Annotated in this window: 12 protein-coding genes; 3 read left to right on the forward strand and 9 right to left on the reverse strand. The window is 71.6% G+C overall.

Annotated elements, in window-relative coordinates; all coding sequences use genetic code 11:
- Nucleotides 1-234: 234 nt before the first annotated feature.
- The 6 genes from pheT to infC form a co-directional block, all read right to left on the reverse strand.
- A complete protein-coding gene (pheT, locus tag ACWEN0_RS33820; protein ID WP_451982955.1) occupies nucleotides 235-2,796 on the reverse strand; it encodes a phenylalanine--tRNA ligase subunit beta in 2,562 nt (853 codons plus the stop codon).
- Nucleotides 2,796-3,857 (reverse strand): phenylalanine--tRNA ligase subunit alpha, encoded by a 1,062-nt coding sequence (pheS, locus tag ACWEN0_RS33825; protein WP_451982957.1) that lies wholly within the window; start codon nucleotides 3,855-3,857, stop codon nucleotides 2,796-2,798. The genes pheT and pheS overlap by 1 nt, the downstream gene beginning before the upstream one ends.
- A 172-nt stretch (nucleotides 3,858-4,029) precedes the next feature.
- Nucleotides 4,030-4,845, reverse strand: coding sequence for a TrmH family RNA methyltransferase (locus ACWEN0_RS33830; RefSeq protein ID WP_451983513.1), 816 nt, complete (start codon nucleotides 4,843-4,845; stop codon nucleotides 4,030-4,032).
- The gene (rplT, locus tag ACWEN0_RS33835) at nucleotides 4,842-5,219 is read right to left on the reverse strand and encodes a 50S ribosomal protein L20 (RefSeq protein ID WP_072480094.1); all 378 of its coding nucleotides are present in this window, start codon (nucleotides 5,217-5,219) and stop codon (nucleotides 4,842-4,844) included. The genes ACWEN0_RS33830 and rplT overlap by 4 nt, the downstream gene beginning before the upstream one ends.
- Nucleotides 5,220-5,287: 68 nt before the next feature.
- Nucleotides 5,288-5,482: a 50S ribosomal protein L35 gene (rpmI, locus tag ACWEN0_RS33840; protein WP_072480095.1), complete on the reverse strand. Its 195-nt coding sequence runs from the start codon at nucleotides 5,480-5,482 to the stop codon at nucleotides 5,288-5,290.
- A gap of 66 nt (nucleotides 5,483-5,548) precedes the next feature.
- Nucleotides 5,549-6,151, reverse strand: coding sequence for a translation initiation factor IF-3 (gene infC / locus ACWEN0_RS33845; protein ID WP_451983515.1), 603 nt, complete (start codon nucleotides 6,149-6,151; stop codon nucleotides 5,549-5,551).
- A gap of 205 nt (nucleotides 6,152-6,356) precedes the next feature.
- Here infC and ACWEN0_RS33850 point away from each other — a divergent pair, with 205 nt between their 5' ends.
- The 3 genes from ACWEN0_RS33850 (at nucleotide 6,357) to ACWEN0_RS33860 (ending at nucleotide 8,475) form a co-directional block, all read left to right on the forward strand.
- Nucleotides 6,357-6,716: a DUF1844 domain-containing protein gene (locus ACWEN0_RS33850; protein ID WP_451982960.1), complete on the forward strand. Its 360-nt coding sequence runs from the start codon at nucleotides 6,357-6,359 to the stop codon at nucleotides 6,714-6,716.
- A gap of 122 nt (nucleotides 6,717-6,838) precedes the next feature.
- Nucleotides 6,839-7,483: a GntR family transcriptional regulator gene (locus ACWEN0_RS33855; RefSeq protein WP_451982963.1), complete on the forward strand. Its 645-nt coding sequence runs from the start codon at nucleotides 6,839-6,841 to the stop codon at nucleotides 7,481-7,483.
- Entirely contained in the window at nucleotides 7,480-8,475 is a 996-nt protein-coding gene (locus tag ACWEN0_RS33860) for a 1-aminocyclopropane-1-carboxylate deaminase (RefSeq protein ID WP_451982966.1), read from the forward strand. Before ACWEN0_RS33855 ends, ACWEN0_RS33860 begins: the two co-directional genes overlap by 4 nt.
- A gap of 32 nt (nucleotides 8,476-8,507) precedes the next feature.
- Here ACWEN0_RS33860 and ACWEN0_RS33865 read toward each other — a convergent pair whose 3' ends face one another.
- Genes ACWEN0_RS33865 through ACWEN0_RS33875 form a run of 3 tightly spaced genes read right to left on the reverse strand, consistent with a single transcriptional unit; the run spans nucleotide 8,508 to nucleotide 10,617 of the window.
- A complete protein-coding gene (locus tag ACWEN0_RS33865) occupies nucleotides 8,508-8,891 on the reverse strand; it encodes a RidA family protein (protein WP_451982969.1) in 384 nt (127 codons plus the stop codon).
- Nucleotides 8,891-9,649: an IclR family transcriptional regulator gene (locus ACWEN0_RS33870; RefSeq protein ID WP_451982972.1), complete on the reverse strand. Its 759-nt coding sequence runs from the start codon at nucleotides 9,647-9,649 to the stop codon at nucleotides 8,891-8,893. Before ACWEN0_RS33870 ends, ACWEN0_RS33865 begins: the two co-directional genes overlap by 1 nt.
- Complete coding sequence (locus ACWEN0_RS33875) at nucleotides 9,646-10,617, reverse strand: sugar kinase (protein ID WP_451982974.1); 972 nt, start codon at nucleotides 10,615-10,617, stop codon at nucleotides 9,646-9,648. Before ACWEN0_RS33875 ends, ACWEN0_RS33870 begins: the two co-directional genes overlap by 4 nt.
- Nucleotides 10,618-10,689 lie beyond the last annotated feature (72 nt).

A 10,689-nucleotide genomic window follows, 5' to 3' on the forward strand; every position in this document is an offset into this window, starting at 1 on the left:
CTGCTCCGGATACTTCGACCTGCGAGACACCAGGACATCCTCCCTCCAGACCACTGTCTGGAATCAAGGTGTCCGGCCCCACGGGGCAACTCCACACGTGTGATTGGCAGGGCATCACGCGTGATCAGGGAGGCGACACGCGTGATTGGCAGGGCATCACGCGTGATTAGAAGGTCGACGCGGGTGGGAGGGGCCGGGGTGCCGGCCCCTCCTCGGCCTTGTCGCGTCCTGTGGTCAGGCGCGCAGGGTTGCGTCGAAGCGCTCGCCTGCCGCCGCCACTGCCGCGTCGCGGGCCTTGGTGGCCTCGTCGACCGTCAGTGTGCGGTCCGCGGCGCGGAAGCGCAGCTTGTACGCCAGGGACCGCTTGCCCTCGCCGACCTGCTCGCCCGTGTACACGTCGAACAGCGTGATGTCTTCCAGCAGCTCGCCCGCGCCTTCGCGCAGCACCGCGGCCAGGTCGGCCGACGGCACTTCCGAAGCCGCGACCAGGGCGACGTCGAGCAGCACCGGCGGGTAGCTCGAGACGCTCGGCGCCGGGCGGGAGTCCGGCAGCGGGATCGCGTCCAGGTCCAGCTCCATCGCGACCGTCCGCGGCGGCAGGCCGAGGGCCTCGACCACCTTGGGGTGCAGCTCGCCGGCGTGGCCGACCGGCCAGTCGCCGACCTGCAGCCGGGCGCAGCGGCCCGGGTGCCACGGCGGGAGGTCCGCGGCCTGCACCGTCAGCTCGATGCCGGCGGCCGCGGCGACCGTCCGGGCCGCCTGCACCGCGTCCGCCCAGTTCGCCGGCTCGCCCTGGCCCCACCAGCCGGCGCGGCGCAGCTGGCCGCCCAGCACCACCGCGACGTGCAGCGGCTGCTGCGGCACGGCCGCTTCGAGCAGCGCGAGCTCCTCGTCGGTCGGGCGGTGGTCGACGCCGAGGTCGGGCACCTTCAGCGGGTTCGGCGCGGGCAGCACGACCTGGCCGATGTGGAACAGCGAGACGTCCTTCATCCCGCGCGACACGTTGCGCTGCAGCGTGTCCAGCAGGCCCGGCAGCAGCGTCGTCGCCAGCCGGTTGCGGTCGGCCTCCAGCGGGTTGCGGACCACGACCGCGTTGCGGCGGACGTCGTCCTCCGGCAGGCCGAAGGCGTCCCACACCGCGTCGCCGACGAACGGGAACGGGCGCACCTCGACGTACCCGGCCTCCGCCAGGGCCCGTGCCACGCTGCGGCTGCGGCGCTGGGTGTCGGTCAGGCCACGGCCGGCCGGGGCGGCGGGCAGTGTCGACGGGATGCTGTCGTAGCCCTCCAGCCGCAGCACCTCTTCGACGAGGTCCGCGGGCTGCTTGAGGTCGCCGCGCCAGCTCGGCGGGATCGCGGTGACCAGGCCGGTGCCGTCGTCACCCGTGCCGACCGAGACCTTGCAGCCGATCTGGGTGAGCCGGCGGACGGTCACGCCGCGCTGGTAGTTCACGCCCGCGATCCGGTCCGGCAGGTTGATCGGCATCACGACGGGCGGGTTCGGTTCGACCGTGCCCTCGTCGGTGCGGCCGGGCTGGATGGCGGCGTCGCCGTACTGGCGCAGCAGCCGGGCGGCCAGCTCGACGGCCGCCGGGCACAGCTGCGGGTCGGTGAACCGCTCGAACCGCTTGGCGGCCTCGGAGAACAGCTTGTGCCGCCGGGCGGTGCGGCTGATCGCGGCCGGGTTCCAGTGCGCCGCCTCGAGCAGGACGTCGGTGCTCTCCGCCGTGATCTCGGTGCTCGCACCGCCCATCGTGCCGGCGAGCGAGATGACCCCGCTGTCGTCGGCGATGATCACGTCGTCCGGGTCGAGCGTGCGCTCGACGTCGTCCAGCGTGGTCAGCTTCTCGCCCGGCTTCGCCCGGCGCACCACCAGGTCACCCTGGATGGCCTTGGTGGCGAACGCGTGCAGCGGGTGCCCGAGCTCGAGCATCACGTAGTTGGTGACGTCGACGGCCAGCGAGATCGAGCGGATGCCGGCCAGCATCAGCCGCCGCCGCATCCACCACGGGGTCGGCGCGGTCGCGTCCAGGCCGGTAACCCGGCGCAGCACGAACCGCGGGCAGCCTTCGGGGTCCTCGACGTGGACCGGCCACGCGTCGCCCTCGGCCGCCGGGACCTCCAGCATCGCCGGGTCGCCGAAGGCGACGTCCAGCGCGTTCGACAGCTCGCGCGCGAGGCCGCGGACGGACAGGGCGTAGCCGCGGTCCGGGGTCGGCGCCAGCTCGATCACCGAGTCGTCGAGGCCGAGCAGCTCGCGGGCGTCGTCGCCGGGGCTCGCGGTGCCGGAGGGCAGCACGAGGATGCCGGCGTGGTCGTCGCCGAGGCCGAGCTCGCGGGCCGAGCAGATCATGCCGTCGCTGACGCGGCCGTAGGTCTTGCGGGACGCGATCGTGAAGTCGCCGGGCAGGACCGCGCCGGGCAGCGCGACGACGACCAGGTCGCCCTCGGCGAAGTTGCGCGCGCCGCAGACGATGCCGCGGGTCTTGATGCCGTGCGGGCCCTCGTCGAACTCGCCGGTTTCGTCGTCGTCCTCGTCTTCGTCGTCTTCCTCGACGACGGGTTCTTCGGCTTCCTCGCCGACGTCGACGCGGCAGAACCGGATCGGCTTCTTGAACTCGGTGAGCTCCTCGATCTCGGCCACCCGGCCGACGACCAGCGGACCGGTGACCGGCCCGAGCTCGCTCAGGTCGTCGACCTCGATGCCGATGCGCACGAAGGCGTCGGCCAGGTCCTGCGGCGTGACCTCCTCGCCGATGTCGAGGTGCTCGGTCAGCCAGCTGACGGGGACTCGCACTACGCCTCCGTTCCGAAGGGAAGGGTGAAGCGGACGTCGCCCTCCACCATGTCGCGCATGTCCGGGATCCCGTTGCGGAACTGCAGGGTGCGCTCGATGCCCATGCCGAAGGCGAAGCCCGAGTACACGTCGGGGTCGACGCCGCAGGCGCGCAGCACGTTCGGGTTGACCATGCCGCAGCCACCCCACTCGACCCAGCCGGGGCCGCCCTTCTTCTCCTCGAACCAGACGTCCACCTCGGCGGACGGCTCGGTGAACGGGAAGAAGTGCGGGCGCAGGCGGGTCTTGGAGTTCTCGCCGAACATCGCGCGGGCGAAGGCGTCCAAGGTGCCCTTGAGGTGCGCCATGGTGATGCCCTTGTCCACCGCGAGGCCTTCGACCTGGGTGAACACCGGGGTGTGCGTCGAGTCCAGCTCGTCGGTCCGGTACGTGCGGCCCGGGCAGACGACGTACACCGGCAGGTCGCGGTGCAGCAGCGTGCGGGCCTGCACCGGCGAGGTGTGCGTCCGCAGCACCAGGCCGGAGTCCTCCTCGCCGACGTAGAAGGTGTCCTGCAGCTGGCGGGCCGGGTGGTCCTTGCCGAAGTTCAGCGCGTCGAAGTTGAACCACTCGGCTTCGAGCTCCGGGCCCTCGGCGACCTCGTAGCCCATCGCGACGAACGCGTCCGCGACGCGCTCGGAGAGGGTGCTGATCGGGTGCCGGGCACCGCGCGCGACGCGGTCCCACGGCAGCGTGACGTCGACCGCCTCTTCGCGCAGCACGCGCTCGTCGCGCTCCACCTGGAGCTCGGCGCGGCGGGTGTCGAAGGCCGACTGGATCGCCTGGCGGGCCTCGTTGACGCGCTTGCCCGCCTCGGCCTTCTCCTGCTTGGGCAGGGCACCGATCTCGCGGCGGGCCAGCATCAGCGGCGAGTGGTCGCCGAGATGAGCCGGCTTGACCTCGGCCAGCGCTTCGAGCCCGGTCGCGGCGGCGAACGCGGCTTCGGCGGCCTTGACCGCCTCCTGCAGCGTCTCGGGGGCCAGCACCGCGCCCTGGGCTTCCTTCTCCTTGGCTCCGGACATAACTCCTCGGCGTCCGCTGGGACTGGTCGTGCGCGCGCCGCCGGACACGCGGCGCGCGAAAGGTCAAAGGCGAGAAAAGTCTATGGGATCGGGTCGGCGCGCCCCCGCTCGCCCCGGGCCGTGCCGATGCACGGTCAGCGCGGTCGCGGCGGGCGGGCGCGGGCCCGCCCGGTCAGCGCCGCGCCGCCATCGCGCTCGTGTACACGCAGACGGCCGCGGCCGTGGCGAGGTTGAGGCTTTCGGCCTTGCCGTACAGCGGGATCCGGACGGCGAGGTCCGTGCGGTCGAGGACGTCGGCGGGAAGGCCGTGGGCCTCGTTGCCGAACACCCACGCGGTCGGCTCGGTGAGATCCACCCGATCGAGTTCGGCGTCGGCGTAGCCGTGGGCGGCAAACGTGCGCAGGCCGGCCGCCGAACAGGCGTCCAGCGCGACCGGGACGTCCCGGACCCGGGCGATCGGCAGGTGGAAGAGGCTGCCGGCGGCCGCGCGGACACACTTGCCGTTGTGCGGGTCGACGGTGTCGCCCGCCAGGACGACGGCGTCGGCGCCGGCCGCGTCCGCGACGCGGATCACGGTGCCCGCGTTGCCGGGGTCGGCGACGTCCACCAGGACGACCACGAGCCGGGCACCCGGTGCCACGGCGAGTTCGAGGGGACGGTCCAGCAGCGCGCAGACGGCCACGATGCCCTGCGGCGTCACGGTTTCACTCAGCCCGCTCGCCGCGCGGTCGGTGATCGGCGAGATCGGGACGCCGGCCGCGCGGGCCGCGTCCACCAGTTCCGCGTGCTGCGCGGCGGCGCGCCCGGTGACGAACAGCTCGTGCACGGTGCCGTTCGCCAGCGCGGCCTCGACGGCGTTGGCCCCTTCGGCGAGGAACCGGCCGGTCTTGTCGCGGTCCGCGCGCCGCGTCAGCTTGCGCGCAGCAACGACCCGGGGGGTCCGCTCGGTGAACGGATCCGCCCCGGGCCGGGGAGAACTGCCGGTCAGGCCGACTTCTTTTCGCCGGTGTTCACGTTGGCCTTGGCGAGCTCGGCCAGCGCGGTGAAGGCGGCGGCGTCGTTGACGGCGAGGTCCGCGAGGATCTTGCGGTCGACCTCGACACCCGCGGCCTTGATGCCCTGGATGAACCGGTTGTAGGTCACGCCGTTGGCGCGGGCGGCCGCGTTGATGCGGGTGATCCACAGCTGGCGGAAGTCACCCTTGCGGGCACGGCGGTCCCGGTAGGCGTAGTTGAGCGAGTGAAGCGTCTGCTCCTTGGCCTTGCGGTACAGCCGCGAACGCTGGCCGCGGTAGCCGCTGGCCAGTTCGAGAGTTGCGCGACGCTTCTTCTGGGCGTTGACCGCCCGCTTGACGCGTGCCACGGGTCCATCCTGTCGATATCGGGGGGCGAGGGGGAACGCCCCGGGTGGTTACTGCAAGTTCTGCGGGGTCAGCGGCCGAGGAGGCGCTTGACGCGGCCGACCTCGGTCTTCGCCAGCTCGGTGGTGCCCTCGAGACGGCGGGTGAGGCGGCTGGACTTCTTCTCCATCAGGTGGCGGCGGCCGGCCTTCTGGCGGCGCAGCTTGCCCGTGCCCGTGACGCGGACTCGCTTCGACGTCCCGCTGTGGGTCTTCATCTTCGGCATTTGGTGTCCTCTTTCGCGGCGGCTCACCGGAAACCCGGTGAGCCGCTGACATGTGCTGGTCGGCGCTTACGCCTCGGGGGCCTGCTCGGCCTTCGCCTTCGGCTTCACCTTTTTGTGCGGGGCCAGCACCATGATCATGTTGCGACCGTCCTGCTTGGGCGACGACTCGACGAAGCCCAGCTCGGTCACGTCGTCGGCGAGCTTCTGCAGCAGCCGGAAACCGAGCTCCGGCCGGGACTGCTCGCGACCACGGAACATGATCGTGACCTTGACCTTGTTGCCGGCCGCCAGGAACCGCGACACGTGACCCTTCTTGGTCTCGTAGTCGTGCTGGTCGATCTTCGGACGCAGCTTCTGTTCCTTGATGACCGTGAGCTGCTGGTTGCGGCGGGACTCGCGGGCCTTCTGGGCAGATTCGTACTTGAACTTGCCGAAGTCCATGAGCCGGGCCACGGGCGGGCGCGCCTGGGGAGCGACCTCGACGAGGTCGAGATCCTGCTCCTGAGCCAACCGCAGCGCATCCTCGATCCGGACGATGCCGACCTGTTCGCCGTTCGGTCCGACGAGCCGGACCTCCGGCACCCGGATGCGTTCGTTGATGCGTGTCTCGGAGCTGATGGGGCCTCCTTGGTCCGAGGGCTGTTCTTCTCGTTTCGACCTGGTGCCCACATAGCGAAGGCCCCGACACCGGTTCGGTGCGCGGGGCCCACTCTGTTTCCGATCGTGCCCGGCCCGGAGGCTGGACACTTCACCCTGGACTGGCGTCCGGGCGAGACCGGACCCGGCCACCTTGAGGGTGACGCGGGTGGGAGCGGGGCTCCACTTGCCGCCCCCGATCGCTCGGGAGCTGGTCGCTCGTGGAAGGGTACCAGACGTGTCAGATCAACCCTCCGAACAGCCCCCGTATTCCCCCGATCCCCGCCACCTCGAGGACATCCCCAGCGTGGAGGTGATCAGCCGCGCGGCGGTGATGCTGCTGTCGGCCGGCGCCGAACGGCTCGGTCTCGCCGACGCCGACCCGGCGACGTCCCCGCACCGCGACCTCGACGAAGCCCGCCGCCTGATCACCGCGCTGGCGGGTCTCGTGACGGCCTCCGCGGAATACCTGGGCCTGCACGCCGGGCCGTTGCGGGACGGCCTGCAGTCGCTCCAGAAGGCCTTCCGGGAGGCTTCAGCCGTGCCGGACGAGCCGGGCCAGGGCCCCGGGGAAAAGTACACCGGCCCCGTTTACTGAGTCTGCCGCACCTCGTCGTGGGTGGTCAGGGCGATTTTGACCGCGCTGACCACCCACGACAGCCACAGCCGGAGCACCGCCGCCGGATTCAGGTCTTCCGCAGTTCACCTCTGGCATCTAACATGTTAGATGTGAGTCTCTCGAAGGTCACCAGGCCATTGCTGCGCGATGAGGCGTACGACCGCATCCGGCACGCCATCGTCGACGGGTCGCTGCCACCCGGCGCTCCGCTGCGCGACGGCGACCTCGCCGAGCAGCTCGGCCTCTCGAAGGCCCCGGTGCGGGAGGCGCTGCGGCGGCTCACCGACGACGGGCTCGTCGAGTCGAAGCCGCAGAGCTACACCCGGGTCTCCGAGGTGATGTCGCCCGACGTCGTCGACGCGCGGGAGATCGTCCGGGTGCTGCACGAGTTCGCCGTGCGGCAGGCCGCCGCGAAGATCCGGGCGGCCGACGTCGCCGCCATGCGAGCCGCCAACGACCGGTTCGCGAAGGCCATCGAGGCCCGCGACATCGAGGCCGCCGTCAAAGCCGACGACGAGCTGCACGACATCCCCGTCCGGCTGGCCGGCAACGCCGCCGTCGCCGCCACCCTCGACCGCTACACGCCCCTGCTGCGCCGGCTGGAGCACGCGCGCTTCAGCTCGACGCTCGCCTGGAACTCGGTGGCGCGCCACACCCGGCTCATCGACGCCCTCGAAGCCCGCGACACCGAAACCGCCGTCTCCGTGATCTCGACCATCTGGACCGACCTCCTGGAGGACCGATGACCCTCGCCGACTTCCCGCGCTATCCCCTGCTGTTCGGCCCGTCGCCGGTGCACCCGCTGGACCGCCTCACCGAGCACCTCGGCGGCGCGAAGATCTGGGCCAAGCGCGAAGACGTCAACTCCGGCCTCGCGTTCGGCGGCAACAAGACGCGCAAGCTCGAGTACCTCGTCGCCGACGCGCTCGCACGGAAGGCCGACACGCTCGTCTCCATCGGCGGCGTCCAGTCCAACCACACCCGGCAGGTCGCGGCCGCCGCGGCGCGGGCCGGGCTGAAGGCCGTGCTGGTGCAGGAAAGCTGGGTCGACTGGCACGACCCGCTCTACGACAAGGTCGGCAACATCCAGCTGTCGCGGATCCTCGGCGCGGACGTCCGGCTCGTCGAAGCCAGTTTCGGCATCGGGTTCAAGCAGGCCTGGGAAGACGCCGTCGCGGAGATCGAAGCCGACGGCGGGAAGCCGTACGCCATCCCGGCCGGCGCGTCGGACCACCGGCTCGGCGGGCTCGGCTTCGCGAACTGGATCGTCGAACTGGAAGAACAGGAAGAGCAGCTCGGCGTCTTCTTCGACACCGTGATCGTCTGCTCGGTCACCGGCAGCACCCAGGGCGGGATGGTCGCCGGGGTGGCCGGGCACAAGAACCGGCGGATCCTCGGCATCGACGCTTCCGCCAAGCCGGACGAAACCCGCGCGCAGGTCACGCGCATCGCGCGCACCACCGCCGAGCTGATCGGCGCCGGGGAGATCCCGGAGGTCGAGCTGGACGACCGCTACCACGCCGGGACCTACGGCATCCCCGACAAGTCCACTGTGGACGCCATCGAGACGTGCGCACGGCTGGAGGGGATGATCACCGACCCGGTGTACGAGGGCAAGTCGATGGCGGGACTCATCGACCTCGTCAAGAACGGCGAGATCGACAGCGGCTCGAACGTCCTCTACGCCCACCTCGGCGGGCAGCCCGCGCTGAACGGCTACACGAGCGTGCTCGGCTGAGCGCCCCGGGGCCGCGGCCCCGGGGCAAGACCTCAGTCCAGCACGCAGAGCACGTCGATCTCGACGAGCAGCTCGCCCGGCAGGCCGACGTAGACGGTCGTGCGGGCGGCGTGCGGCGCGTCGCCGATCAGCTCGTCGTAGACCTCGTTGAACGGCGCGAAGTGCGCCGTGTCGGTCAGGTACACCCGCACCATGATCGCGTCGGCCAGGCTCGAGCCCGCCTCCGCCAGCACGGCTTCGATGTTCTTGAACGTCTGCCGGGTCTGGCCGGCGACGTCGTCGCCGACGATCGCGTTCGTGGCCGGGTCGAACGCGACCTGGCCGGCCACCTGCAGCAGGTTTCCCTTGCGGACGGCCTGCGAGAACTTCGCCGGCGGCTTCGGCGCGTTCTCGGTGGAAACTGCCGTCTTGCTCATCAGTGCCCCTTTCCGTTCTCCGTCCATCCGCTGTGGACGGAAGCTTCCGTGGTCGCGGCCCGCAGGTCGGGCACCAGCGCCAGCAGTCCTTCGTAGTCGAGCAGCACCTTCGGCACCGACATCGACGCGGCGGCCAGGACTTCGCCGTCCGCGCCGCGGACCGGCGCCGCGACGCAGTGGATGAAGTCCTCGTGCTCGGCGTTGTCGACGGCGTACCCGCGCTGGGCGACCAGGTCCAGCTCGGCGAGGTACGCCTCGGCGGAGGTGATCGTGTTCGGCGTCAGCGCCGGGTACTGGATCGACCGCGCGATCTCCTCACGCCGCGCCGCCGGCATCGCCGCGACGAGCACCTTGCCGACCGCCGTGCAGTGCAGCGGCGCGCGCTTGCCGACGCGCGAGTACATCCGGACCGAGTGGCGGCCTTCGTACTTGTCGATGTAGACGACTTCGCCGTCGTCGTAGCTGGCCAGGTGCACGGTGTGCCCGGTGCGGGCGTTGAGCGCGGCGAGCGCGGGCTGGGCGCTGCGCCGGACGTCGATCGAGTCGAGCGCCTGGTTGGCCAGGTCGAACATCGCGCTGCCGAGCCGGTAGTACCGCGTGCCCTCGCGGCGGACGAAGTGGTGCTGCTCGAGGGTGCGCAGCAGGCGCAGCACCGTCGACTTGTGCACGCCGATCTCGTCGGCGAGGTCGTCGAGCGTGCGCGCGTCCTTCGCGATCGAGTTCAGCAGGGTCAAGGCCCGGTCCAGGCTCTGGCTCACGTGAGCACCCCTTCCCCGGTCAGCCGCGCGGAACGCCACTCGTCCGGGCCGGCCTTCAGCAGGGTATCCACGATCGGGCGCGGCAGCGGCACCCCGACGTCGTCGTGGGTCAGCAGGGTCGCCGCGGCCTGGAGGTGGCCCCGGCGCAGGCGTTCGAGCGGTGACGCGCCGCGCAGCGTCGCGGCGAGGAAGCCCGCGGCGAACGCGTCCCCGGCGCCGACCGGCTCGACGACGTCGACGCGCAGCGCGGGCGCGAACAGCGGCTCGCCTTCGACCAGCGTCGCGCCGCGTTCACCGTGCTTGACCACCAGCATGCGCGGCTCGGGCAGCAGCGCCCGCAGCTCGGCGGGGTCGCCGGTCCCCCAGACGTGCTGGGCTTCGTCGTCGCCGGTCAGGACGATGTCCGCCCGCGCGGCCAGTTCGGCCAGCAGGCGCGGGTCGCGCCCCGCCCAGAGCGCGGGGCGCAGGTTGACGTCGAAGGAGATCAGCCGGTCACCGCGGGGCATCTCCAGCAGCGCGCGCACCAACGCGAGGCAGCTGTCCGACAGCGCGGGCGTGATCCCGGACAGGTGCAGCACGCGGACGCCGTCGAGGGTCAGCCGGTCCAGCAGGGCGGGGCCCATGCCGGACGCCGCCGAGCCGGCGCGGTAGTAGCGGACCGGGCTGCCGCCGGCGCCGCTTTCCTTGATGTAGAGCCCGGTCGGGCGCGCCGGGTCGGTGTAGCACGCGCTGACGTCGACGCCGTGGGAGGCGATCTCGCGGAGCACCGCGCGGCCGAACGGGTCGTCGCCGACCGCGCTCACCCAGCCACTCGGCACGCCGAGCGCGGGCAGGTGACTGGCCACGTTCGATTCGGCGCCGCCGATCGTGCGCAGCCACCGCTTGACCTCGTCCGGCGGGCCGGGTTCGGCGGGCACGAACAGCGCCATCGTCTCGCCGACACAGAGCACCTCGGGCCCGCTCGTCACTTTCCGTCTCCCCCGTCCGTCACCCCGTTGACCTGTGGCGACCCGGATGCTACACCTATTGCACTCAAAATG

The sequence above is a fragment of the Amycolatopsis sp. NPDC004378 genome, assembly GCF_053602455.1.